The organism is Microbacterium sp. H37-C3 (assembly GCF_027157935.1).
Lineage (GTDB): Bacteria > Actinomycetota > Actinomycetes > Actinomycetales > Microbacteriaceae > Microbacterium > Microbacterium plantarum.
Map to the genome: position 1 here is coordinate 788,758 of NZ_JAPVLR010000002.1, position 24,821 is coordinate 813,578.

Sequence of the window (24,821 nt, forward strand, 5' to 3'; positions counted from 1 at the left end):
GCTGTCAGACCACAGCCGGCGCGGGCCGATCGGGCGGGATCGACCCGCGGGTGCACCGGAGCCGCTTACGCTCGACCCATGGGGGAGCCGCTCGTCGACAGATTCGCCCGGGTCCACCGCGACCTGCGCATATCGCTGACCGACCGCTGCTCGCTGCGCTGCACGTACTGCATGCCCGAGCAGGGCAACGAGTGGCTCGCTCGGCAGAGCATCCTCACCCTCGACGAGATCGTCGAGATCGCCACCGTCGCGGCTGCGGCGGGCATCACGACCTTCCGGCTCACGGGCGGCGAGCCGCTGCTGCGGACGGACCTCGTCGAGATCGTGCGGCGGCTCGCGGCGATCGAGTCATCCGACGGCCCGATCGAGATCGCCATGACCACCAACGGCATCCGGCTGCCTCAGGTGCTGCCCGACCTCGTCGCCGCCGGGCTGGCTCGCCTGAACATCTCGCTCGACACCCTCGACCGTGAACGGTTCCGCAACCTCACGCGTCGTGACCGCCTCGACGACGTGCTCGACGGCGTGCGCGCCGCGCAGGCATCCGGGCTCCGCCCCCTGAAGATCAATGCGGTGGCCATGCGCGGCGTCAATGACGACGAGCTCGCCGACCTCGTGGCCTTCGCCGTCGAGCACGACGCCCAGATGCGCTTCATCGAGCAGATGCCGCTCGATGCCGGGCATACGTGGGACCGGTCCACCATGGTCACCCGAGAGGAGATCCTCGAGGCGCTGTCCGCGCGCTGGAGTCTCGAGCCCGTCCCCGGGCGTGGCGGTGCGCCCGCCGAGCGATGGCGCCTCGACGGCGGCCCGCACACGGTCGGCGTCATCGCGTCGGTGACGGCGCCGTTCTGCGGTGCGTGCGACCGGATGCGGCTGACGGCCGACGGTCAGCTGCGCAACTGCCTCTTCTCGATCGAGGAGTACGACCTGCTCCCGGTTCTCCGCTCGGAGATGACGCCCGAGGGTCGTGCCGACCGGATCGATCAGGTGCTGCGCAACTGCATCGCGGGCAAGAAGGCCGGTCACGCGATCGACGACCCCGCCTTCCTGCAGCCTGCGCGCGGCATGAACGCCATCGGCGGCTAGGCCGAGGTCGAGGCTCAGACGCGGGATGCGGTCGCCTCGCGGCGGGCCGGTGCGACCAGGCTCGCGCCGCCGGCGATGCCCAGAGCGGCCGCGGCGGCGAACCCGGTCGCGGGCCCGGCGAGGGGGAGCAGGGCGCCGAGAACCGCCGCTCCGAGCGCCTGGCCGACCATGAAGGTCACGAACAGCAGGGCTGTGCCGGCTGCCGCGTGGGCAGCATCGATCTGCGTCGTCCATCCGATGAGGGCCCCCGACGCCGTGACGTACGCCCACCCGAACACGGCGCACGCTGCGGCGGAGAGCGTGCCCTGGGCCGGGGCAGCGCCGATCGCCAGCGTCGACACGCTGATGAGGCTCGCGCCGATCAGCCAGAGGGCGCGCGGCTGCAGCCCGCGCAGAAGCCGCGACGTGACGATGACGGCGGCGCCGCCGCATCCGAGCAGGATCCAGGACGTCACCGACTGCGCCTCCGATGCTCCCCCCTCGACCAGGACGGTACGGCCGTAGTTCCAGATCGCGGACGCGCCGACCCCGAGGAGGACGGATGCCGCGACCGCGGACCGATGCGCCGCCCACCATTCGCGCGGCGGGAGGATGGCGGGCCGGTTCGCGCGCGTGTCGACCGGTGCGCTTTCGCGCGGGCGGTCGGTGATGAGGACGGCGATCCCCGCCACCGCGGTGGCGACGGCCGCGATCATCCAGCACATGCGCCAGTCGGGGGTGAGGGCCAGGGCGGTCGCGCCGGCGGCCACGAGCCCCGGGCCGGTTCCCGCGTTGACGATCGCCTGCGGCGTGCTCGACTCATGCTCGGCGAAGGTGCGAGCGACCAGGCGCACGAGGGCGGGGGAGGCGAGCCCGGCCCCGGCCGAGGCGATCGCCGCCGCGGGGGCGCAGGTCGCGGCATCCGTCGCCACGGTGATCCCGACGGCGCCGCCGCCTGCGGTGAGGGTCGCTGCGATCACGAGGAGCCGGGGATGGCGCTCGGCGGCGAAGAACCCGATCACCGCGGCGACCGCGTACGAGATCGAGCCCGCCGCCGAGATGAGGCCGGCCGCGCCGGTGTCTATCCCGAGGTCGTCGCTCATATCGGGCAGATGGAGTCCGAAGGCGAGGCGCACGAGGCCGTAGGTCGCCGCGATGAGTGCGACACCCGAAGCGACGAGGGCCCACCGCCGAAACAAAAACGACCGTTTCACTTTACCGAGCATAGAGTGCTGGCATGGGAATGCGGCCGCGCACGGAGGAACGCATCCTCGAGGCAGCCGAGGACCTCTTCTTTACGCAGGGCATCGCCGCGACGCCGATCGATGCGGTGATCGCGCGTGCCGGCGTGTCGGCGGCGACGCTCTACCGCGGATTCCCCAGCAAAGAGGCGGTGCTCGCGGCGGCGCTCGAGCGGCGGCAGCGGGTGTGGCTGGAGACGTGGGATGCCGCTGTGGCGCGCAGCGCCGATGACGTGGAGCGCCTGCTGGCGGTGTTCGACGCGCTGGCGGCGTTCCGCGACGAGCCACGCGGGTCGCGCTGGTGCGCCTTCCTCGGGGCGGCCGCGGAGTATGCCGACCCGCCGCCGGAGGTGGCATCCGCTGTCCGCGCCGACACCGAGGGCATGCGGGCGCGGCTGACGGCGCTCGCGCGTCCCGTCGCGGGCGCCGCCGCGGACGAGCTTGCCGAGCGGCTGCTTCTCGTCGTCAGCGGAGACCTCGCGATGCGGCTGCGCGAGCGCGATCACGACACCGCGCTGGCGCGCTCGACGGCGGCGCTCCTGATCGCGGCCGCCGGGGTCTGACGCCGGGCTCGGGTGCCGTGCCCCAGCCCGATCGGCGTCAGTCGTGGGTGGTCGCTGCGTGCAGCAGCTGGATGATGCACACCGACGGGTCGCACGAGGAGCGCATGCCGTCGACGGCGAGCGGGCCACCGGCCTCGGTGAGCACGCCCTGCAGCAGGCTCAGGTGCACGCTGCACAGTACCTCGCGGTGGTCGGCCTGCGCCGTCGCGTGGGCGCACGGGGTGAGGTCGACGGTCAGCGCGGCGTCGTCGATGATCGGGTCGAAGCCCTCGTCCTCGAGCTCCTCGACGAGGGCGTCGATCTGGTGCAGGGCGCGGGTCTCGAGCACGTCCGGCACGTCGAGAGTCAGGACGCGTCGCATGAGGTCGCCGCGCTGCGCGGCATCCCGCACCTTGCGGCGCTGGATGGCGCTCCGGGTCGCGTCGCCGTCAGCGGCGCTGTAGAGCACGCGGGGGCGGCCGCGGGTGGTGCGGTGCTCCTTCTCGGCGACGATGAACCCGTCGGAGATCAGGCGTGCCAGGTGCTCGCGGATGGTGTTGGGGTGCAGGTCGGTGGCCTCCTGGAGCTCGAGGATCGTCCGGCGGGGCTGCTCCTGGATGAGGTGCAGGATCTCCACGCGGGAGTAGCTCGAGATGGCGCTGTATCCGACGGTCGCGGTGCTCATAGGACTCATTAAACACGGAAAACCGCCTGTGGTCCTACCACACCGTGGATTTTGTCGTTTTGCTCACGCCGTCGAGCACTTCGGGCGGCGAACCCCGGAGAAAGCCACGAACCTCGGAGCCCGCGTGCGCGGGGCTCCGAGGTTCGCGTGATTCTCCGAGCTACGGATGCCGCTACCGCACGGTCACCACGAGCGGCCTGCTCACCGTCGTGCCCGCCGCGTTGGTGAACTCGACGACGTACCGGTACCGCCCGGGGGTCTTGCCCGACACCGCGAGCGTCGCCATCTGGGCTCGTGGGCTGGCGGACGCGAGGTCTCCCGCGGCAACCTCGACGTCGTTCTCGAGGAACCGGTACGAGGTCGCGTTCGTGCCCCACCACATGTCGGCGCGCACGGTGTAGCTGCCGTCGCCGTCGTGGTTGTCGTGAGAGAGCACGGGCGAGCCGGGGGAGGCGTCGGTCACGGTCACCGTCAGCGGTGCCGTCGCCGTCGTCCCGCGGGAGTTCACCAGCTCACCGGTGAACCGGTAGGTGCCGTTCGGCAGCCCCGCGATGTCGACGACCGCCTGCTGTGCGCTCGGGCCGCTCGCGATCTCCAACGGCACCGACCCGACCAGCTCGCCGTCGCGGTAGAGCTTGAACAGCGAACCGTTCTGACCCCACCAGAGGTTCATGGTGACCCGGAACGTCCCGTCCTTCAGGCCCGTGTCCCAGCCCTCGTCCGAGCTCAGCACCGCCTTGCCGGGTACCGAGCGGGCGTCGTCGGCCGGCACCTCGGGCAGGACGAGGCTCGCCGTGGCGCGCTCGCTCTCGGCATCGGCGTCGAAAGAGACGACGGAGACATCGGAGGTGCTGCCGGCGGTCAGCCCGGTCACCTCGCAGGTGGTGACATCCGATGCCACCTCGCACACCGGCTCGGCCGCGTCGCCCACGAAGACACGGAAACCGTCGTACCGGGTACCGGCACCCGCCGGTGCCTGCCACGACACCGTCGCGGTCGTCGTCGACGTCGCCTCGGCCGCGACGCCGGAAGGTGCGCCGGGCGCCGTGACATCGGCGATGGCGATCCAGCTGAGCACGGGGTCCGCGGTTCCGGTGCCGCGCGCGGCCCGGAAGTTGACGACCGTCTCCTCGTCGAGCGTGAACGCGATCGTCGAGGTGCCCTGGGGGGTCGATCCCGAGAGGTTCACCCGATCGCCGGAGATCCGCTCGCCGCCGATCTCGACGCTCGGCGCGACCTGGCGCGTCACGCTCCACCATTCCTGGTACCCGCTGGTGAGCTCGTACGAGCCGGCGGGGAGGGTGAAGCCGTAATCGACCGATCCGCCTGAGCTCGCCCACCACCCGGTGGTGCGGCTCTTGTCGTAGACGCCGGAGCCGCGGGCGCGGAGGCCGACATAGCTCTCGCCCGACCCGATCGGGTTGCGCAGCCCCCACCCGGTCTCGTCGTCGAAGACCTGATCGGGGACGTCGCCGATGAGCGCGTCGCCGCGGAGCTCGGCGACAGCATCGAAGGCGGGTGACGCCCCCGGCGCCTCGGGGTCGGCGGCGCCCTGCGTGGATGCCGCGTCGACGAAGGCAACGACGCCGTCCGGCACGACCTCGAGCTGGAGCGTCACCGGTGTCTGACCGGTCTGACCGGCGCGACCTGCGACCGGGACGACCGCGTAGGGCGTCTCGGCGGTCGGCGTCTCCTGCCACTGCACGGGGACCTCCTGCGTCGCACCGCTGCGCGTCGCCAGCTCGACCGTGTCGGGGAGATCGAGCTCCTTGCCTGCCACCACGGCGACGCGGTAATCGGGCAGTGCCAGGTAGGCGACCTCGACGAGGGCGTCGATCGTCGCGCGCAGCGCCGCGGTCGCGGCATCCACCTGCTCCTGCGTCGCTGTCGGGTCGTCGTGAACGGCCTTGGCCGCGAGGCCCTGGTCGCGCAATGCCTGCCAGGTCTCGGGGGTGTAGGCCTGCCGCGGCGCCGTCGTCGCTTCGGCCAACGCCGCGGCGAGCTCGGTGCGATCGGCCGTCTCGGTGTGGTCGGAGATGCCGATCCAGCTGAGGGCCGGGGCCTCCGTTCCGCCGGTTCCGCTGATCCGCACCGTCACGTCGGTCGCTGCGTCGAGAGTGAATCCACCTCGCAGTACAGCGCTCTGCCCGATGCTGCCGTTGGCGAAGGTGTGGTTGCCGATCGGCACCTGCACGGTCTCGCCGCCCGCGGTGTACTCGACCGTACCCGTCACGACCCGGCTGCGCCCCGAGCCGGGGTTCCACCACTCGGTGTGGCCGGTCGCGATGTCGTATTCGCCCGCCTCCAGGGCGAAGCGGTAGACGAGGGGGGTCGCCGCGTTCGCGCTGTACCAGCCGGTCTCGCGGGTCTTGTCGTACGGCGTCTGATTCAGACGGCCCTTCGCCGACGCCGATCCGACCCGGCCCCATCCGGCGCTCGCCGAGTAGGCGGCGTCGGCGGCGGTGTTGCGCAGAGTGTCGGCCGCGGCATCCCGAACCGCGGGGTACGACGGCGCATCGGCGGGGGCGTTGGCATCGACGAAGTAGCGGATGCCGGCGGGCACCACCTCGACGTAGGCGCTGACCGCCAGCGCGGGGTTGTCGCGGAACACACCGTCGACCTTCACGAGATCGTAGGCGGTGCCGAACTGCGCGGGAGTCGTGCTCCACGTCACCGGGGCGTCGATCTCGCCGCCGGCCTCGCTGCGAGCGCGCACGGTGTCGGGCAGCCCGGGGACCGCCGCGGGGGCGGTCGACAGGCGGGGAAGCGCCGTCAGGACCTCGACCGGCCGCAGCTCGGGGTCGGCCGTGCCACCGCTCGATCCGCCGACGAGCAAGTCGACGCTGTCGAGGCTGAAGGTTCCCGAGACGACCTGCACCGTGACGCGGTGCGGAGCGTCCTCGAGTCCGCGCACCCATGCCGAGGTCTGGCGGTTGCCGATGCCCGAGACGGTGACGGAGCGTGCCGGCTGGTCATCGATCATGATCGAGAGGACCGAGGCGCCGGTCGCGCCGTTGAGGTTGAAGCCGGTGCCCTCGAGGTCGAAGGCGAACGAGCGGCCGGCGGCGACGACGTGCTGCGTGCGGTTGTAGTGGGCATAGCCGGCCTGCGTGAACGACGAGCCCTGCGGGTACGCGATGCGCGCGTCGGCGTCATCGACCTTCACGGCGTGCCACGACAGATCCTCGATGGGGCTGATCGCGAGGTCGTCGAACTGGGTGTTGTAGTAGCCGCTCACGATCGAGACGCGCCCGGCCATCGTCGGGTTCGGCGTGGTGTCGGCGTAGGTGCCGAGCTGCTGACCGTCGAGGCGGACGGTGATGACGTTCTCGCGGGCCTCGACCTCGAGCTCGTGCCACGCGTCGGCGTCGAACATGAAGATGGTGCCGGTGGCGACGTTCTGGCCGAGCTTGCGCAGCTCCCACGTTCCGTCCGCGTGCACGCGAGCGGTGTAGGTCGCGAGGTCCGCGCCGGTGCCCTCGGTGGTCGTCTGCCGCACCCCGAGGCCCGCGAAGTTCGCCAGCGATGCGTCACGCACCACACCGTCGAGGCGGAAGTCGATCTTCGCCGTGTAGTTCGTCCAGGTGTGGTCGCCCAATACCGTCGCCGGCGTCGTGGTGGAGGGGTTCCGCTGCGAGCCGTCGCCCCAGACGTTCCAGGTGTAGCCGCGGTTGTCGGCGTGGATCGCCTGGTGCATCACGTCGCCGGCATCCGTGCCGATGACCTCGAACGCGCCGTTCTGGTCGGCGGTGTAGCGGGGCGACCCGCCCCGGCGGGTGACGTAGTCCATCGGGACGCCCCCGACGTCCTGAACGGCATAATCGGCGTACTCGAAGTCGTCGGTGTAGGGAAGGGGCAGGACGTCGTCGGTGGCGGTGGCGGCGTACTGGCCGCTGGCGTAGTCGGCCGCGGCGTCGTGGATGCCGTGCGGCTGTGTCGCCAGAGTGAGGATCGAGTACGGCTGCACCTGCACCCGGTAGACGTCGTATTCGACGCCGTCCTTCGTCTCGGTACGCACCGGGACGACCTTCCCGGTGTTCTGGAACCAGTCCGCGTCGAACGCGTCACCGGCATCCGGCCCCGTCGTCTCCCAGACGTATAGCGGGGTGTCGTCGTCGGTGTCGAGGTTCGCGACCTTCACCTCGAAGTTCCGGACGCGCGAGGTGTTGTTGGCATGCACCTGGCTGAACTCGAGATCTTCGCCCGCGGCGACGTCGGCTGCGGGCGTGCGCAGCGTCAGGGCCGTGCGGGTCGAGGTGTCGACGACGGTTCCGCCGTCGCCCTTCTGCCCGTCGCCGCCCGAGGCGCCTTCGATGTACTCCCAGCCCTCGTCGATGAACTGCGTGAAGTGCCGCACCAGTGCGATGCCGACGCCGCCCTCGTAGTAGCCCGACCACGGGTCGGACGCCCGGATGAGGTGCTTCGGGGAGTACTGCGAGCCCTCGTACAGCGCGCTGACGGCGGGCTGGAAGAGGAACGTCGTCATGTGTCCGGGGTCGGCGCTCGAGCCGCTCCACCGGTAGGCGTTGATGAACCGGTCGGCGATGTCGACGGCGCCGACGGTGCCCCCGATGCCGCCGCGCGCGGGGTCGGCCTGCACGCGGTACTCGGGGTCGATCATCGGCGCGACGCCCTCCGAGTAGAGCACCTCCATCCCGAACTCCTTGTTCAGGCGGGTCAGGGCCGGATCACCGGAGATGTCGTAGTGGTAGCCGATCGCATCGACCTGCTCGAGCGCCTCGGGGCTGGCGAGGATGGCTCGCGAGACCTGACCGACGTTGCGGTAGGAGTCGAGAGCGACGATCTTGATGTTCCCGTAGTCGTAGCGAGCACCCTCCGCCTGCGCGTCGGCCTCGAGGCGCTTCGCGAAGTCGACGGTCCAGGCGAGCTCGGAGCCGATGTAGTTCGCGTGGACCTCGTTCTGCGACGGACTCAGGTAGTCGAACTCGACGCCGTAGGTGTCGTAGGCGGCGTCGATCGTCTCCTTGTACCACTGGTATCGCAGGTCGGGCTCGGCCTTCGTCCACGACGGCTCGCCCCAGCGGAGGGCCTCGACCTCGATGTCCGGGTTGATCGACTTCGCATCGGCGATGAAGTGGAAGCCGGCGCCGCGCAGCACGTTGGCAGGTTCGTCGGCTGATCGCTTCGTGGCGGGCTCGGTTCCCGACGAGGTGTTGTTGTCCGCGCCGAGCTCGACCTTGATGTGCTTCAGACCCGCGCCCTCCACCGGGTCGAACAGCATCCGCAGGATGCGCCAATAGACGTCCGGGTGCTCCTCCTTGTAATCGAGGAGGAGGTTCGAGGTGTTGTTGCACGACACCGAGCCGAAGCCGCCGAATGTGTTGAACGGCGAGCCCGATGCATCGCGCTCGACGTCCTCGCCGTCCACGAGCAGCTCGGCCCATTCTGCGACGTCGTCATAGGTGAGCGTGGGCAGCTCGGAGGCGCCGGAGGTCGCCGTGGCGGCATCCGCTGCGACGGACGAGAGGGGTACGGCGTTCGCCGCGGTTGCGGGGACGATCAGTCCGGTCGTCGTGATGAGAGCGGCGGCGACGGGCGCGAACGCCCGAGCCCATGACATCTTCGTCATCGGTGGATTCCTCGTCGGTGAAGGTCCAGTGGGGATGCTTCGAGGGAACCACCCGGGCGCCATCGAGGCGAGGCATCCGATCGCGTTCGAACACACTCGAACCGAGGCGATCGCTATGGTGGGTGGCGTGGAGGAGCCGACGGGGGCGAGATTCGCGGTGTCGCGCCGCGAGCGGATCCTCGACGAGCTCCGGTACGCGGGCTCGGTCCGTGTCGCCGATCTCGCTCGCCGCTTCGGGGTCGCGGAACTCACGATCCGCCGCGACATCGGTTACCTCGCCGACCGCGGGCTGCTGACGCGGGTGCATGGCGGAGCCACTCTGCGCAGTCGCCTCGACACCTCGGTACCGCTCGGGGTGGGCGGCAGACGTCCGACTCTGTTCCGGGTGGGAATGGTGGTCCCGTCGCTGACCTACTACTGGCCGCAGATCGTGATCGGTGCCCGTGCTGCGGCGACGGATGCGGGCGTGCAGCTCATCCTGCGGGGGGCGAGCTATTCGGTGCACGACCAACGCCGTCAGATCTCGTCGCTGCTCGACATGGGCGATCTTCACGGGCTCATCGTGGCGCCCGAGACGCTCGGAGCCGACGGTGCGGCGTTGCTGCACTGGCTCGACGCGTTGCCGATCCCCGTCGTCCTGGCGGAGCGCAGCGCTCCCTCGCACCTCGCGCTCACCCGGTTGGAGTGGGTGACGACCGACCACGACTTCGGAGGATCGCTGGCCGCCGCCCATCTTTCGGCGCGCGGACACGTCCGCGTGGGCTTCGTGACATCGGCCGGTTCGCCGACATCACCCCCGTTGCGGCGCGGCTGGCGACGCGCCATCGAGAACGACGGGCTCGTCCCGACGATCGACCGCGATCTCTCCCTCGACGAGCTCGACGCCGCAACGCGCGAGAGCGTCGTGGCGGACCTACTCGCCGAGTGCCGCCGGAGCAGGACGACCGCGCTGCTCGTCCACTCGGACCCTCAGGCGGTCCTCGTGCAGCAGCAGGCGCGCGACCTCGGGTGGTCCATGCCCGACGACCTCGCGATCATCGCCTACGACGACGAGGTCGCTGCGAGCGCCGAGCCCGCCATCACGGCTCTGCGGCCGCCGAAGCAGCACATCGGCAGGCTCGCGGTCGAGGCGGTGACGGCGCGATTGGCCGGCGGGGCCGCGCGACCCATTCAGCGCACCCACGTGCTGCCCTCGCTGCATGCCCGCGACTCCACGGCGGTCGACCTGCGGCGATGAGCGCGCGTCGACGCGAACGTCGGAGCATGTGACGAACCTCGGAGCCCGCGTGCGCAGGGCTCCGAGGTTCGCGTGATTCTCCGAGCTACGGATGCTGCCGATCAGGCCTCCGGGCTCCACGTCGAGACGCGGGTGAGCTCGGCGATCTCGTCGGCCGTGAGCTCGACGCGCCCGCCGTCGAGCAGCCCCTGCACCTGCTCGAGGCGCGAGGCGCTCGCGATCGGCGCGACCACCGTCGGCTGCGAGCGCAGCCACGCGAGAGCGGCCGAGGCGATCGACACGTCGTGTGCGGCGCCGATGCGCTCGAGCGTGTCGATGATCTGCAGGCCCTGCGGCGTCGCGTAGACGGCCGCGCCCTCGGCACGCGGGGAGTCGTGCCCCGAGGCATCCGTCGACCGGTACTTGCCGGTCAGGAAGCCCTTCGCCAGAGCGAAGTAGGGGACGAGGCTGAGGTTCTCGCGCTCGGCGATCGGCACGATCGTGTCTTCGACTTCGTTGCGGTGCACGAGGTTGTAGTGGGGCTGGATGGCGACGGGGCGGGCGACGCCGGTCTCATCGGCGATGCGCAGCCACTCCTCGATGCGCTCGGCGGTGTAGTTCGACACGGCGATGTGGCGGACGAGGCCGTCGGCGACGAGCCGGCCGAACGCGCCGACCGTCTCTTCGAGAGGGGTCTCCTCGTCGTCGAAGTGGGCGTAGTAGAGGTCGATCGCGTCGACGCCCAGGCGCTCCAGCGATGCCTCCGCGGCGGCACGGACGTTCGAGGCGGACAGGCCGCGGAAGTCGGGATGCTGGCTGACCTTGGTCGCCACGACGACCTCGGGGCGGCTGCGCGCGGCGAGCCATTCGCCGATGATCGTCTCGCTCTCGCCGCCGCTGTGGCCGGGCGCCCAGGCGCTGTAGGAATCGGCGGTGTCGACGAAGTTGCCGCCTCCCTCGACGAAAGCGTCGAGGATCGCGAACGACGCGTCGCGGTCGGCGGTCCAGCCGAAGACATTGCCGCCGAGGGCGAGGGGGAAGACGGAGAGGTCGCTGTTTCCGATCGTGCTCATGTTTGGTTCAAGGTGTGGGGGCGAGTTCGTATTCCGGTCCAACGACGACGCGCCAACTCCTCAGAATCCGACCCGCCATGCGGTGCCGAGCCCCCGCCAGGAGAGGGGGCCGCCGAATCTGAGGAGTTGGCGCGGTGCGCGTGCGCGGCGGTGTCAGCGGGTGCGGGTCGAGCCGCGGCGCGTGACGGCGACGTAGATGCCGAGCACGATGATGGCGCCGATGATCGAGCCGATGATGCCGGAGGGCTGCAGGAAGCCGCCCTCGGGGCTGTGGTTGAAGATGAGGAATCCGAGGAATCCGCCGACGAACGAGCCGACGATGCCGAGCACGATGGTCATCAGGATGCCGATGTTCTGCTTGCCGGGGATGACGGCGCGTGCGATGAAGCCGGCGATCAGTCCGACGAGGATGAGGCCGAGGATCGTCCAGAGCATGGTGCTTCTTCTTTCTTCGCTGGAACAGGTGCCGGTGGGCACCCGGGGGCGGACGACAGGTTATGGCCGCGCGGCCGGGATCACCGCGGCTCTTTCGCCCACTCCCGCCGTGGTTGTACCCTTGCGGGCCCGTGCGAGCCGCGAGCACGCACCGTCGCGGCGAGAACGCACCCGGTATGGTGCGCGTTCGCGGGGCTGGTGCGTGCTCGCGAGGGCGGCGTCAGGCAAGAGCCTCGCGCAGCGCGGCGACCCAGGGCGGAAACGCGTCGAGGTGCGCGTCGTGACTGCCCTCGGGGAGGGTCAGGATGCGGGTGCCCGGGCGCCGTGCGGCAAGCTCGGTCTGCTGCTCGGCGGAGAACATGCCGTGGCGGGCGAACACCGCCGTCGTCGGCACCGCGAGGTCCTCCCACTCGGGCCATCGCGGCTCGTGCACCGCGGTGATCACGTCCTGCATGACGTCCGCGTCGAAGCGCGGCCGCAATCCCGACGGCGTCTTCTCGAGGTCGGCGACCCAGGCGTCGACGAGCGGCGAGTCGCCCAGGAAGGCCCGCGCGGCGTCAGCGTCGGCGAACGGGGTCGGCCACGAGGCGAAGAAGGCGCCGAGGTCGGCGGCATCCTGAGGATCGGCGCTTCCCGCCGGGTGTCCCTCCAGCATGACGAGCCGGCTCACCAGGTCGGAATGACGGCTCGCGGTGAGGAACGCGGTGTGCGCGCCCATCGACTGTCCGACCAGCGCCACCCGCTCGTCCGGCGCGAACCGCTCGATCACGGCGACGGCATCCGCAACGAAGACGTCGCGGGACAGATCGTCGGGTCGCCGCGTGCTGCAGCCATGACCGCGTTGGTCGAGCAGCAGCACGCGATGCCGGTCGGTGAGCGCGTCCGCCGTGGGCATGAGCTCGCGCGAGCTGCCCGCCAACCCGTGCAGCAGCAGGACCGCGGAACCCGACCCTCCCGCCTCGGTCACCGTGAGCGAGACGCCGTCACGGTCGATGATGGTGCGGCGGTGCTGCGTCATCCGTCCATTCTCGGATGCCGGGCCCGTGCGAGCGGCGAGCACGCACCGTCGCGGCGAGAACGCACCCGCGACGGTGCGCTTTCGCGGGGATGGTGCGTTCTCGGCGCGAGCTAAGACCAGCGCAGGGGAGTGACCTCGCCGGTCTCCCAGTCGCGGCGGAGGATGCTGTAAGCCACCGATCCCAGCGGCTTGGACCCCTCGACGGGCCACCCCTCGCGGTAGTAGGCCTCCTGCACCCAGCTGCACGCATCGAAGACGCGGCGCATCGCGCGATTGTCCTCGCGGGTCTGCCCCTCGAAGCGGTCGACGTCGGGCATCGTCGTGAACACGTGGTCTGCCGCCGTCGCCAGCACCTCTTTCGCGAGGCCGCGGCCCCGCCACGCCGACGCCAATCGGAGATCGAACATCGGCGCTCCGTCGCTGATCTCCTCGAGGCGGAAGAACCCGATGCGGCCGTGCTCGACGTGGTCGATCCAGAACGAGTCGTTGTCGTCGTCGCGGAACCGTCCCGCGGCGATGCCGTCCTCGACCTGCTCGCGCGTCGGCCGTGTTCCGACGTGGAACGGGAAGACCTCGCCCGTCATGAACGCGATCAGTTCCTCGCGGTCGGCTCCCGTCGGGTCGATACAAACGAGCTCGATGGTCATGGCGGTGCCTTCGCTTCCGGGGGAGGCGGTGCCGCGGTCGCGGCACCTCGCGCGCTGAGCGAGCAGCGCTCCTCCTCAACGCTAGACCTCGTCGGGTCGTAGCGCGCGCCGTCAGACGGTGGCGGGTGCCGATTTCCAGCCGAGCGCGGGAGCGACGTACTTCGCGAACGACTCGACGATGCGCAGGTTGAACTCGACGCCCAGCTGCGACGGGATCGTCAGCATGAGGGTGTCGGCGCTCATGACCGCGGCATCCTGCAGCAGCTGCTCGACGAGGACGTCGGGCGCCGCGGCGTACGTCTTGCCGAAGGTCGAGCGCATGCCGTCGATGTAACCGATGCCGTCCTGGTCGTTGCTGCCGCCGAAGTACAGCTCGTCTTCGGCGGTCGTGATCGGGAAGACCGAGCGGCTGACCGACGTGCGGGGCTCACCGGGATGCCCGGCTTCGCGCCACGCGGCGCGGAACGCATCGAGCTGTCGGGCCTGCAGGATGTCGAACGGGGTGCCGTCCGCCTCGGTGAGGAGCGTCGACGACATCAGGTGCACACCCTTGCGTCCGGCCCACTCAGCGGTCTCGGTCGTGCCGGCGCCCCACCAGATGCGGGAGCGGAGTCCGGAGGAGTGGGGCTCGATCCGCTGCATCCCGTTCCCGCCGCCGAAGGGACTGTTCGGGTCGCGCTCGGCGAGTCCTTCGCCCTCGATGGCGCGGAGGAAGGTGTCGAAGTGCTCGCGTGCGATGTCGGCGCCGCGGGGATCCTGCGAGCCGGTGTACCCGAACGCCTCGTACCCGCGGACGACGGTCTCGGGTGACCCGCGGCTCACGCCGAGCGCGAGTCGCCCGTCGGAGATCAGGTCGACGGCCGCGGCCTCCTCGGCGAGGTAGAGCGGGTTCTCGTACCGCATGTCGATGACGCCGGTGCCGATCTCGATGTTCTTCGTCGTCGCGGCGATCGCGGCCAGCAGCGGCATCGGCGACGCCTGCTGCCGTGCGAAGTGGTGCACGCGGAAGTAGGCGCCCACGGCGCCGAGGTCGTCCATTCCCTGCGCGAGGTCGATGGCCTGACGCAGCGAATCACCGGCGGTGAGCTCGCGACCGCCGCCCAGGGGACCGTAGTGACCGAACGAGAGAGTGCCGAAACGCTGCATGTCAACCCGCAACGCCCGTGGCCCCGTTCGCATTCCCCCGTGCATAGGCTGGGCGAAACCGACCCCGGGAGGTGTCATGGTCCAGGTCCGCGTTCTCGGGGTCGCGCTCGATCCCGCTCAGCAGCACGTCATCCTGCTCAAGCCCGTCGACGCGCTGTCGGATCGGGTGCTGCCGGTCTGGATCGGGTCGCAGGAGGCGACGTCGATCCTCGTCGCGGTCGAGGGCGTGTCGCCGCCGCGTCCCCTCGCGCACGACCTCATGATCCGCCTGCTCGATGCGACCGACGCCACGGTCGACCGGGTGGAGGTCACCCGCATCGACGACGGCACGTTCTACGCCGAGGTCACGGTGACCGCGCTCACGGGTTCGCGCGTCGTCGATGCCCGCCCCTCCGACGCGATCGCGCTCGCCTCGCGTGCCGGGGCGCCGATCTTCGTCGCCGACGACGTGCTCGCCGAGGCGGGCATCCCCGACACCGTGAGCGAAGCGCCGGAGGGGGCCGAGACTCCCGAGGCGGCCGAGCAGCGCGTCGCGGAGTTCCGCGAGTTCCTCGACGACATCGATCCCGACGACTTCCGCGGCTGACGCGCCGGCCGAAGAGCCGGCGCAGCCGCATCCGATCCACACCCCCGACGAAAGGAACACCCATGTCCCGCATCCTGATCATCGGAGGCCACGGCAAGGTCGCGCTGCGCCTGGAGCCGATCCTCGCCGAGCGCGGTGACACCGTCACCGCCGTCATCCGCAACCGCGACCACGAGGCCGACGTCGCCGCGACCGGTGCCACGCCGCTCGTCGCCGATGTCGAGTCGTTCGACGTCGACCAGCTGACGAACCTGCTCAGCGGCAACGACGCGGTCGTCTGGGCTGCCGGAGCCGGAGGAGGGGATGCCGCCCGAACCTGGGCCGTCGACCGCGACGCGGCCATCCGCTCGATCGACGCCGCCGCGGCAGCCGGCGTGCGCCGCTACGTCATGGTGTCGTACTTCGGTGCGGGACCGGATCACGGCGTGCCCGAGGACGACTCCTTCTACGCCTACGCCGAGGCGAAGGCGGAGGCCGACGCGCACCTGCGCGAGAGCGGGCTGGACTGGACGATCGTCGCGCCGAGCGGCCTGACGCTCGACGAGCCGTCCGGCCAGATCACGGTGGGCGGCTCGGGCGAGGAGTCCGTGCCCCGCGGCGATGTCGCGGCGGTCATCGCAGCCGTCCTCGCCGAGCCCGCGACCGTCGGGCGCATGATCGAGTTCACGGGCGGTGACACCCCGATCGAGGCGGCGCTCACAGCCGACTGACCGTTTTTGTTAGGGTTGCCTTGCCTCATCGCGCTCGCCGCGAGATCGACCCGAGGGAAGGCCCCCACATGCTGTCTCGTCCCCTTCGGCGCGCCCTGAGCGCCGTCGCCATCTCGGCCGCCGCGGCCCTCGTCGTCGCCGGATGTGCGGCGCAGCCCTCGGCGGCCGACGCCGCCCGCGAGCCCAGCGCCGCGCCTCGCGCCGTCGAGCACGCCCGCGGCGTGACCGAGGTTCCCGAGCAGCCCCAGCGCGTCGTGACCCTCGAGCCCCTCGAACTCGACACCGCGGTCTCCGTCGGCATCACGCCGGTGGGGGCCGCGGTGGCGAGCAACGTCGCGGGAATCCCCACCTACCTCGGCGTCGATGGAGTGCAACCGGTCGGCACGGTACCCGAGCCCGACCTCGAGGCGATCGCCGCGCTCAAGCCTGATCTCATCCTCGGAACCGAGGCGCGCCACTCGAAGCTGTACGACCAGCTGTCCGCGATCGCCCCGACGGTCTTCATCGCGACGCAGGCGGACCCGTGGCGTGACAACGCGGAGCTGATCGGCGAGGCGCTCGGGCGCGAGGATGAGGTCGCGGCGCAGATCGCCGCCGTCGACGACCGCTGCGCCGAAATCGGCGAAGCCCACGATCTCGCCGGCAAGACGGCACAGGTCATCCGCCCGCGCGACGAGACGACCCTCAGCCTGTACGGACCCGTCTCGTTCGCGGGCAGCCTGCTCGAGTGCGTCGGCTACACGACGCCCGAGCACGACTGGGCCGACGGACTGCAGGCCGACATCTCTCCCGAGAACGTCCTCGACGCGCGTGCGGACGCCGTGTTCGTCACGGCATCCGACACGACCGACGCATCGGCGGTTCCGGCGGCGATCACCCAGAACGCGGATGCCTTCCCGTCGGTGACCCTCGTCGACACGAGCACCTGGGTGGCCGGTGTCGGTCCGCGCGGCGCTCAGAGCGTGCTGAGCGACATCGAGCGCTTCCTCGACGGGCGGTGAGCTCGAGAGCCGGACGCGCCGCTGCGGGCGCCGCGATCGCCCTGGCCCTGGTGCTCGTCGTCGCGGCATCCCTCGCCGTAGGGGCGAACCCGCTCTCTCTCGACACCGTCGTCGCGGTGCTGCGCGGCGAGGGCTCGCCCGAGGCGACGTTCGTCGTCGCCGAGCTCCGCGTTCCGCGGACGGTCGTGGGGCTTATCGCGGGTGCTGCCCTCGGTGTCGCCGGAGCGTTGATGCAGGCCTTCACGCGTAACCCGCTCGCTGATCCCGGCATCCTCGGAGTCAACGCCGGCGCCGCTCTCGCGGTCGCGCTCGGAATGGCGGTCCTCGGCGTCCGCGCGACGTCGGGAGCGGTCTGGTTCGCGTTCGTCGGCGCACTCGTCGTCACGGTCGCCGTCTACCTGATCGGCTCGGGCGGGCGCGGGGCGGCGGGACCGATCCGGCTCACGCTCGCGGGTGTCGCGCTTGGTGCGGTGCTGTCGGGCATCACGACGGGCATCGTGCTGAGCGACCCCGATGCGTTCGACGCGATGCGCAGCTGGAACGCCGGGTCGCTCCTGGGTCGCGGCTGGGACACCATCGTGCCGGTCGCGCCCTTCATCGCCGTCGGACTCGTTCTCGCGCTCGTGCTCGGCGCCGGACTCAACGCCGTCGCACTGGGGGATGACGTCGCTCGGGCGCAGGGGGCGAACCTCGCCGGCATCCGGATCGGCGTCATCGTGGCGGTGACTCTGCTGGCGGGCGCGGCGACGGCGCTCGCGGGGCCGATCTCGTTCGTCGGGCTCATGGTGCCGCACATCGCGCGCTGGCTGTTCGGTGCCGATCACCGGGTGATCCTCGCCGTCAGCGCCCTGCTCGCCCCGGTCGTCGTGCTCGCCGCGGACGTCGTGGGGCGCGTGCTCATCGCGCCCGCGGAACTGCCGGCCGGCATCGTCACGGCGTTCGTGGGAGCTCCGATCCTCATCGCGCTCGCGCGCCGACGCCGGGCGAGCGCACTGTGAGCGGCGGGCCGCGGATGCTGCGCCTGCGGGTCGGTGGACTGCACGTTCCCGTCCGCCTGCGCAGCGTCGTCGTCGGGATGGCTGCTCTCGTGGTCGCGGGCGTCCTGCTGGTCGTCGCCCTCGGCGCCGGTACGTTCCCCGTCGCGCCGGGCGATGTCATCGCGGCGCTGGCCGGCGCGAGCGACGATGCGCTCGTGCAGACCGTGGTCCGCGAATGGCGGCTGCCACGGGCACTGGCGGCGCTCGGGGTGGGGGCGATCCTCGGGATCGCCGGGGCGCTGTTCCAGACCGTCACGCGCAACCCGCTGGCGAGTCCCGACATCCTGGGGCTGTCGAGCGGAGCGTTCACCGGGATGCTCGCCGCGCTCGTTCTGGTGTCGTCGAGCTGGCCGGTGCTCGTGGGCGGCTCGCTGATCGGTGCTCTCGTCACCGCGGCCCTGATCTGGGCGCTCGCCTGGCGCGGCGGGTTGCAGGGGTTCCGCCTCATCGTCGTCGGCATCGGCGTCTCGGCGATGCTCGCGTCGCTCAACACCTGGATGCTGCTGCAGATCGAGCTCGAGACCGCGATGTTCGCCTCGGCCTGGGGCGCAGGCAGTCTCAACGGCGTCACGGCTCCGGCGGTGGCCGGTGCACTCGGGTGTGCGGCGCCGTTCGTCGCCGTGTCGTTCGCGCTCGTACCGCGGCTGCGTCAGCTCGAGCTTGGTGACGACCTCGCTGCCGCCACCGGCGCCCGACCGCAGCTCGTTCGCACGCTCGCGCTGCTGGTCGGGGTCGTGCTGGTCGCGGCCGCGACGACCGTCGGCGGTCCGATCGCCTTCGTCGCTCTGGCGGCGCCGCAGGTGGGGCGCCTCATCGCGCGTACGCCCCACCTGTCGCTCGGGCTCTCGGCACTCATCGGGGCCGTGCTGCTGATCGCCTCCGACCTCATCGCGCAGCATCTGCTGCCCGCACCGCTTCCCGTGGGCGTCGTCACCGTCTCGCTCGGCGGCGCCTACCTCGTCCTCATGATCGTGCTGGAGGTCCGCCGCCGTGCCTGACCCGTTCCCCACGGCGACATCGCTCGCCGCCGAGTCCGTGACCCTCGCCTACGACGGCGCCGAGATCGTCCGCGACCTGTCGGTGCGAATCGAGCCCGGGTCGTTCACCGTCATCATCGGTCCCAACGCCTGCGGCAAGTCCACGCTTCTGCGCGGCCTGTCGCGTCTGCTCGCGCCGCGCGCGGGGAACATCGTGCTCGATGGCCGCGCGATCACCGAGCTGCCCGCGAAGGAGGTCGCCCGACGGCTGGGACTGCTACCTCAGTCGGCGATCGCGCCCGAGGGCATCACCGTACGCGAGCTCGTCGGACGCGGGCGCTATCCGCACCAGAACCTCTTCCGGCAGTGGTCGGCCGCCGATGATGCGGCTGTCGACGAGGCGCTGGCGGCGACCGGGACGACGCAGCTCGCCTCGCGCGCGGTCGAGGCCCTCTCGGGCGGCCAGCGGCAGCGCGTCTGGGTCGCAATGGTCCTGGCGCAGCAGACGGACCTGCTGCTGCTCGACGAGCCGACGACGTTCCTTGATGTGGCCCACCAGGTCGAGCTGATGGAGCTCTTCGCCGAGCTGAACGAGCGGGGCCGTACGATCGTCGCGGTGCTCCACGACCTGAACCACGCCGCCCGATACGCGAGCCGCATCGTCGCGATGCGCAACGGCCGAATCCTCGCGGAGGGACCGCCCGCCGAAGTGATCACGAGCGAGCGCGTGCAGGAGGTCTTCGGGCTCGCGAACGTCGTCGTCGTCGATCCGGTCACCGGCGGGCCGCTCGTCGTACCGCTCCGTGCGCGTCGGCCCGGGGCAGTGACGGGGGAGGAAGCACCGTGAGCCTCGAGCGTCCCTGGGCGTACAGCGCCTTCGTCGTCGAGGTCGCCGCCGTGGCGAGACTGAGCCCCGGCTTCATCCGCATCACCCTTTGCGGGGAGGCGCTGGCGAACTTCGCGCCGTGGGGGCTCGACCAGCGCATCAAGATCGTGTTGCCGATGCCCGGGCGCCCACACCCGGGGCTCGCCGAGTTCGGCCTGCTCGACGAGCCGACCCCGCACCCCTCCGACTGGTACGCCCGGTGGAAGGCGCTCGACGAGGGCGACCGCAACGTGCTGCGCACCTATACCCCGTCGGCGATCCGCGTCACCGAACGCGAGATCGACGTCGACTTCTTCCTGCACGAGCCCGCGGGGCCGGCGTCGGCCTGGGCCCTGGCCGCGCGGCCTGGCGACCCGCTCGTCATCACGGGACCCGACGTGCGGATGGGATGGACGGGATACGGCATCCATTGGACGCCGGGCGAGGCGAGCCGTTTCCTCCTCGTGGGCGACGAGACGGCTTTCCCCGCCCTGCGGAACATCGTCGACTCGCTGCCGGAGGAGGCGCAGCCGCACGTTATCGCGGGCGCGGCGGACGGTGCCGACGACCTCGTCACGCGAGCGATCGCCAACCGTGCCCTCGTGACGCGCGTCGAGCATCGCGCCGGCGACGACGCCCTCTCCACGGCGGTGCGGTCGTGGGCCGCGGAGCACGGTGCCGCCGCCGCGGCCGACCCGGGCTACGGCGTGTGGCTCGCTGGCGAGTCGGGCGTCGTCACCGGCATCCGCCGGTTCCTGACCGCCGAGGTCGGCATGCCGAAGGAGCGCATCTCGTTCCTCGGGTACTGGCGGCACGGCGGCCCGCTCGTCGGCTGACACCCTCGATACGCTGACGGGATGACCCCGCGCGACCTTACCGGCGGCGCCGTGCTGCGCGCCGCCCGCCCCGGTGACGAGACCGGCATCCTCGCCTGCATCCATGCTCTCGCCGTCTACGAGCGCGAGCCGGATGCCGTCCAGAACACCGCCGAGATGCTGCGCGAGACGCTGTTCGGAACAGAGCCCCGCGCCTTCTGCCACGTGGTCGAGCGCGACGGCGCGATCATGGGCATCGCGATCTGGTTCCTGACCTACTCGACCTGGACGGGACGCCACGGCATCTGGCTCGAAGACCTCTTCGTCGACGAATCGCAGCGCGGCACCGGCTACGGGAAGGCGCTGATCGCGTCGCTCGCCGAGGTCTGCGTCGAACGCGGATACTCGCGGCTGGAGTGGACCGTCCTCGACTGGAACGCCCCGTCGATCGCGTTCTACCGCTCGATCGGGGCCGAGCCGATGTCGGAGTGGACGACGCAGCGCCTCACCGGCGACGCCCTGCACGCGCTCGCCGGCTGAGTGCTGCCTTGCCCCTCGGAGCGCCCCGCGTCAATCCCGGCGACGCGGTCGGAGCGCGCTCGTAGGGTGGACTCATGGCAGATCAGATCCACGTTCCGAACGTGTCACTCAACTCCGGCTTCGAGATCCCGCAGCTCGGCTACGGCGTCTTCAAGGTCGACCCGGCCGAGACCGAGCGTCTCGTGTCCGAGGCCTTCGAGGCGGGCTACCGCCACATCGACACCGCCGCGATCTACGGCAACGAGGAGGGCGTCGGCCGCGCCATCGCGGCGAGCGGCATCCCGCGTGACGAGCTGTTCATCACGACCAAGCTGTGGAACGACCGCCAGGGCGGCGATGAGCCTCGCAAGGCACTGTCCGAGAGCCTCGAGAAGCTCGGGCTCGACCACGTCGACCTCTACCTCGTGCACTGGCCGGCCCCCGCCAACGGCAACTACGTCAACGCGTGGCAGAAGCTCATCGAGCTGCGCGACGCGGGCCACACCCGCTCGATCGGTGTCTCGAACCACCTCGTCGAGCACCTCGAGAAGATCCACGCCGAGACCGGTGTGCTCCCCGCCGTGAACCAGATCGAGCTGCACCCGGCCTACCAGCAGAAGGATGTCGTCGACTGGGCGACCGACAAGGGCGTGCGCATCGAGTCGTGGGGTCCGCTCGGCCAGGGCAAGTACGACCTGTTCGGCGCCGAGCCCGTCGCCGAGGCGGCCGCCGCACACGGCAAGAGCCCGGCGCAGGTCGTGCTGCGCTGGCACCTGCAGCGTGGCTTCATCGTCTTCCCCAAGACGGTCAGCCGCGAGCGCATGGTCGAGAACGCGTCGCTGTTCGACTTCGAGCTCACCACGGCGCAGGTCGACGCGATCTCGGCGCTCGACGCGGGCGACGGCTCGGGCCGCGTGAGCGCCCACCCCTCCGAGGTGAACTGACCTCGACCCCGATCGGGGGTTCGGCTTCGGGCGCAGTTCTCGGGATCGCGCGCAGATGCTTCTGCGGCGAAGATCGGGAACTGCGCCCGATCCGTGTGCGGCCGCGCGTTTCGTAGGCTGGAGGCGTGGCATCCGTTCTCAACGTCTCGGCGTATCTCTTCACGCACATCGCCGACCCCGCCGCACTGCGCGAGGTGCTGCGCGAGCGTGCCGTGGGCGCGGGGCTCAAGGGCACGATCCTGCTGGCTGAGGAGGGCATCAACCTGTTCCTCGCCGGTCCCGAGACCGATGTCCGGGGCTTCCTCGACGACCTGCGCGCCGACGAGCGCTTCGCAGCGCTGACGGCCAAGGAGAGCTGGTCCGACGATCAGCCGTTCGGCCGGATGCTCGTCAAGGTCAAGCGCGAGATCATCCGCATGGACCGCCCCGCGATCCGCCCCGCCGCCGACCGCGCGCCCAGCGTGTCGCCCGGCGACCTGCGGCGATGGCTCGACCAGGGCCACGACGACACCGGCCGCGAGATCGTGCTGCTCGACACCCGCAACGCGTTCGAGGTCGACTACGGCACCTTCGTGGGCGCCGTCGACTGGCGGATCGAACGGTTCACCCAGTTCCCGGAAGCCGCGGCCGCGCATCGCGACCAGCTCGCCGATAAGACGGTCGTCAGCTTCTGCACGGGCGGCATCCGCTGCGAGAAGGCGGCGATCCTCCTGCGCGAGGAGGGGGTCGACGCCTACCAGCTCGAGGGCGGGATCCTCGGCTACTTCGAGCACGCGGGCGGTGCGCACTGGAACGGAGAGTGCTTCGTCTTCGACGAGCGCGAGGCTCTCGCCCCCGACCTGACGGCGCGGCGCTGACGGTGGCGCGAATCGTCGTCCTCACGGGGGCCGGCATCTCCGCCGAGTCGGGCATCCGTACGTTCCGCGCCGCCGACGGACTCTGGGAGGACCACCGCATCGAGGATGTCGCGACTCCCGAGGGCTATGCGGCCGACCCGGCTCTCGTCCACGCGTTCTACGACGAGCGTCGTCGCGCGGCGGCCGCCGCGGAGCCCAATGCGGCGCATATCGCGCTCGCCGACCTCGAAGCGCGGCGCCCGGGCGATGTGCTCATCGTCACGCAGAACATCGACGATCTGCACGAGCGTGCCGGGTCGGTGCGCGTCAGCCACATCCACGGCGAGCTCGAGTCGTCGCTCTGCGAGGCGTGCGGAGAGCGGATGCCGTGGCACGGCGACCTCGCCGACGGGCCGCCCTGCCCCGTGTGCGGAGCCCGAGCGCTCCGCCCCGACGTGGTCTGGTTCGGTGAGGCGGTATATGGGCTCGACGACATCTTCGACGCGGTGGCGCTGTGCGAGCAGTTCTGGGTGATCGGGACGTCGGGGGCGGTCACGCCCGCGGCATCCCTCGTCGCGGTGGCGGCGGAAGCCGGGGCCCGCACCGCTCTGCTGAACCTCGAGGCCTACGAGGACCTTCGCCTGTTCGACGACGTCGTGCTCGGCCCGGCGACGGCGACCGTTCCCGAGTGGGTCGCCCGCTTCTGAGCGTCGGGGTCGGGGGTCGGCGGTAGCGTCATCGCATGGAACCGCATCGGCTCACGCGCGAGCAGGCGCGCCGCGTCATCGTGCGGGCGCAGCTGCTCGAGGCAGACCGTCCCGGCGACGTCGTCGAGGTGGCCGAGCAGATCGGCGCCATCAAGATCGACCCGACGGCCGTCATCGCGCCCAGCGAGCAGGCCATCCCGTGGGCGAGGATCGGCTGGGGATATGAGCCGGGGCAGCTGACGAAGGCCGTCGAAGACGACCGACACCTCTTCGAGTACGCCGGATCGTTCCACCCCGCGAGCATGCTGCCCGCGATGCGCGTGCGGATGCGGATGCGTCCTGTGCGCGAGAGCACCGCGGCGTGGCTCGAGGCCAACAGCGCGTTCCGGGCCGACGTGCTGGCGCGCCTGCTCGCCGACGGACCGCTGCTGGCGGCCGACATCCCCGACACCGCTGCCGTGCCCGCCGGCAACGACAGCGGCTGGTACAGCGACAACCAGGTGCCGCGCATGCTCGACCTGCTCGAGCGCCTCGGCGAGGTCGCGGTCGTGGGGCGTGCCGGTCGACTGCGCCGCTGGGATGTCGCCGAGCGGGCGCGTGGTCCCGAGCCCGCTGACCTGACCTACGACGAGGCGGGGGCGATCCTCGACGAGCGCCGCCTGCAGGGCGCGGGGCTCGCGCGGCAGAAGTCGTCGTGGTCGGGGGTCGGGATGGCCGGCGAGCCGGCCTCCGTCGAGGGCAGCACGTGGAAGTGGCGGGTCGACCCGCGGGCGCTCGAAGCCATCGACGACGACCCCGGCGGGAGGGTGGCGATCCTCAATCCGTACGACGGAATGCTGTTCGACCGGCCGCGACTGGTCGAGGCCTTCGATTTCACCTACAAGCTCGAGCAGTTCGTGCCGAAGGCGCAGCGCGTCTACGGCTACTTCGCGCATCCCATCCTCTGTGGCGACCGGTTCATCGGCCTCCTCGACGCGGCGCTCGACAAGCCGAAGGAGAACCTCGTCGTCGCAGCGCTGCACGAGCTCGTGCCCTGGGAGAGCGAGGAGCGCGAGATGGTCGAGGCGGAGATCCGCGATCTGGCCGAATGGCTCGGGGTGCCGGTACGCGGACTCGACTGACTCCGCCCCCGGCCTACCAGCCGACCGTCGAGGTCGCAAGTC

General features: G+C 71.0%; 23 protein-coding genes. 15 read left to right on the forward strand and 8 right to left on the reverse strand.

Annotation, left to right across the window (positions count from 1 at the left end; translation table 11 throughout):
• Positions 1 to 78 precede the first annotated feature (78 nt).
• Positions 79 to 1,089, forward strand: coding sequence for a GTP 3',8-cyclase MoaA (gene moaA / locus O1W71_RS08750; RefSeq protein ID WP_269267460.1), 1,011 nt, complete (start codon positions 79 to 81; stop codon positions 1,087 to 1,089).
• 14 nt (positions 1,090 to 1,103) lie between these two features.
• Here moaA and O1W71_RS08755 read toward each other — a convergent pair whose 3' ends face one another.
• Positions 1,104 to 2,282, reverse strand: a complete 1,179-nt coding sequence (locus O1W71_RS08755; RefSeq protein WP_269267462.1) for an MFS transporter — start codon at positions 2,280 to 2,282, stop codon at positions 1,104 to 1,106.
• 23 nt (positions 2,283 to 2,305) lie between these two features.
• Between O1W71_RS08755 and O1W71_RS08760 the strand changes: the two genes are divergently transcribed.
• Positions 2,306 to 2,872: a TetR/AcrR family transcriptional regulator gene (locus O1W71_RS08760; RefSeq protein ID WP_269267463.1), complete on the forward strand. Its 567-nt coding sequence runs from the start codon at positions 2,306 to 2,308 to the stop codon at positions 2,870 to 2,872.
• A gap of 37 nt (positions 2,873 to 2,909) precedes the next feature.
• Here the strand turns inward: O1W71_RS08760 and O1W71_RS08765 are convergent, their stop codons facing one another.
• Entirely contained in the window at positions 2,910 to 3,536 is a 627-nt protein-coding gene (locus O1W71_RS08765; protein ID WP_112613567.1) for a helix-turn-helix transcriptional regulator, read from the reverse strand.
• A 172-nt stretch (positions 3,537 to 3,708) separates the two neighbouring features.
• Positions 3,709 to 9,126, reverse strand: coding sequence for a fibronectin type III domain-containing protein (locus O1W71_RS08770; RefSeq protein WP_269267464.1), 5,418 nt, complete (start codon positions 9,124 to 9,126; stop codon positions 3,709 to 3,711).
• 115 nt (positions 9,127 to 9,241) lie between these two features.
• Between O1W71_RS08770 and O1W71_RS08775 the strand changes: the two genes are divergently transcribed.
• Entirely contained in the window at positions 9,242 to 10,363 is a 1,122-nt protein-coding gene (locus O1W71_RS08775; protein WP_269267465.1) for a substrate-binding domain-containing protein, read from the forward strand.
• A 101-nt stretch (positions 10,364 to 10,464) separates the two neighbouring features.
• Here the strand turns inward: O1W71_RS08775 and O1W71_RS08780 are convergent, their stop codons facing one another.
• The 5 genes from O1W71_RS08780 to O1W71_RS08800 all read right to left on the reverse strand — a co-directional run bounded on the left by O1W71_RS08780 (position 10,465) and on the right by O1W71_RS08800 (position 14,661).
• Positions 10,465 to 11,415 carry an aldo/keto reductase gene (locus O1W71_RS08780; RefSeq protein ID WP_269267466.1) on the reverse strand — a complete coding sequence of 317 codons (951 nt, stop codon included), beginning with the start codon at positions 11,413 to 11,415 and terminating at the stop codon, positions 10,465 to 10,467.
• A 153-nt stretch (positions 11,416 to 11,568) separates the two neighbouring features.
• Positions 11,569 to 11,850: a GlsB/YeaQ/YmgE family stress response membrane protein gene (locus O1W71_RS08785; RefSeq protein ID WP_094262115.1), complete on the reverse strand. Its 282-nt coding sequence runs from the start codon at positions 11,848 to 11,850 to the stop codon at positions 11,569 to 11,571.
• Between the two features lie 220 nt (positions 11,851 to 12,070).
• A complete protein-coding gene (locus tag O1W71_RS08790) occupies positions 12,071 to 12,868 on the reverse strand; it encodes an alpha/beta fold hydrolase (RefSeq protein WP_269267467.1) in 798 nt (265 codons plus the stop codon).
• Positions 12,869 to 12,978: 110 nt separating this feature from the next.
• Positions 12,979 to 13,515, reverse strand: a complete 537-nt coding sequence (locus tag O1W71_RS08795; protein WP_269267468.1) for a GNAT family N-acetyltransferase — start codon at positions 13,513 to 13,515, stop codon at positions 12,979 to 12,981.
• Between the two features lie 111 nt (positions 13,516 to 13,626).
• The gene (locus tag O1W71_RS08800; RefSeq protein WP_269267469.1) at positions 13,627 to 14,661 is read right to left on the reverse strand and encodes an LLM class flavin-dependent oxidoreductase; all 1,035 of its coding nucleotides are present in this window, start codon (positions 14,659 to 14,661) and stop codon (positions 13,627 to 13,629) included.
• A gap of 76 nt (positions 14,662 to 14,737) precedes the next feature.
• Here O1W71_RS08800 and O1W71_RS08805 point away from each other — a divergent pair, with 76 nt between their 5' ends.
• The 12 genes from O1W71_RS08805 (at position 14,738) to O1W71_RS08860 (ending at position 24,779) form a co-directional block, all read left to right on the forward strand.
• Positions 14,738 to 15,247 carry a bifunctional nuclease family protein gene (locus O1W71_RS08805; protein WP_023951957.1) on the forward strand — a complete coding sequence of 170 codons (510 nt, stop codon included), beginning with the start codon at positions 14,738 to 14,740 and terminating at the stop codon, positions 15,245 to 15,247.
• Between the two features lie 62 nt (positions 15,248 to 15,309).
• Positions 15,310 to 15,957 carry an NAD(P)H-binding protein gene (locus tag O1W71_RS08810; RefSeq protein WP_269267470.1) on the forward strand — a complete coding sequence of 216 codons (648 nt, stop codon included), beginning with the start codon at positions 15,310 to 15,312 and terminating at the stop codon, positions 15,955 to 15,957.
• A 68-nt stretch (positions 15,958 to 16,025) separates the two neighbouring features.
• Complete coding sequence (locus O1W71_RS08815; RefSeq protein ID WP_269267471.1) at positions 16,026 to 16,958, forward strand: ABC transporter substrate-binding protein; 933 nt, start codon at positions 16,026 to 16,028, stop codon at positions 16,956 to 16,958.
• Positions 16,955 to 17,956: a FecCD family ABC transporter permease gene (locus O1W71_RS08820; protein WP_269267472.1), complete on the forward strand. Its 1,002-nt coding sequence runs from the start codon at positions 16,955 to 16,957 to the stop codon at positions 17,954 to 17,956. Before O1W71_RS08815 ends, O1W71_RS08820 begins: the two co-directional genes overlap by 4 nt.
• Positions 17,953 to 18,993 (forward strand): FecCD family ABC transporter permease, encoded by a 1,041-nt coding sequence (locus O1W71_RS08825; protein WP_269267474.1) that lies wholly within the window; start codon positions 17,953 to 17,955, stop codon positions 18,991 to 18,993. The genes O1W71_RS08820 and O1W71_RS08825 overlap by 4 nt, the downstream gene beginning before the upstream one ends.
• Positions 18,986 to 19,819 (forward strand): ABC transporter ATP-binding protein, encoded by an 834-nt coding sequence (locus tag O1W71_RS08830; protein WP_269267475.1) that lies wholly within the window; start codon positions 18,986 to 18,988, stop codon positions 19,817 to 19,819. The genes O1W71_RS08825 and O1W71_RS08830 overlap by 8 nt, the downstream gene beginning before the upstream one ends.
• A complete protein-coding gene (locus tag O1W71_RS08835) occupies positions 19,816 to 20,673 on the forward strand; it encodes a siderophore-interacting protein (protein ID WP_269267476.1) in 858 nt (285 codons plus the stop codon). The genes O1W71_RS08830 and O1W71_RS08835 overlap by 4 nt, the downstream gene beginning before the upstream one ends.
• Positions 20,674 to 20,694: 21 nt before the next feature.
• Positions 20,695 to 21,192 (forward strand): GNAT family N-acetyltransferase, encoded by a 498-nt coding sequence (locus O1W71_RS08840; protein ID WP_269267477.1) that lies wholly within the window; start codon positions 20,695 to 20,697, stop codon positions 21,190 to 21,192.
• 74 nt (positions 21,193 to 21,266) lie between these two features.
• Positions 21,267 to 22,115: an aldo/keto reductase gene (locus O1W71_RS08845; RefSeq protein WP_269267478.1), complete on the forward strand. Its 849-nt coding sequence runs from the start codon at positions 21,267 to 21,269 to the stop codon at positions 22,113 to 22,115.
• A gap of 125 nt (positions 22,116 to 22,240) precedes the next feature.
• Positions 22,241 to 22,972, forward strand: coding sequence for a sulfurtransferase (locus tag O1W71_RS08850; protein WP_269267479.1), 732 nt, complete (start codon positions 22,241 to 22,243; stop codon positions 22,970 to 22,972).
• A gap of 2 nt (positions 22,973 to 22,974) precedes the next feature.
• Positions 22,975 to 23,658 (forward strand): NAD-dependent deacylase, encoded by a 684-nt coding sequence (locus O1W71_RS08855; RefSeq protein ID WP_269267480.1) that lies wholly within the window; start codon positions 22,975 to 22,977, stop codon positions 23,656 to 23,658.
• A gap of 35 nt (positions 23,659 to 23,693) precedes the next feature.
• Entirely contained in the window at positions 23,694 to 24,779 is a 1,086-nt protein-coding gene (locus tag O1W71_RS08860) for a DNA glycosylase AlkZ-like family protein (RefSeq protein ID WP_269267481.1), read from the forward strand.
• The last annotated feature ends 42 nt before the right edge of the window (positions 24,780 to 24,821 follow it).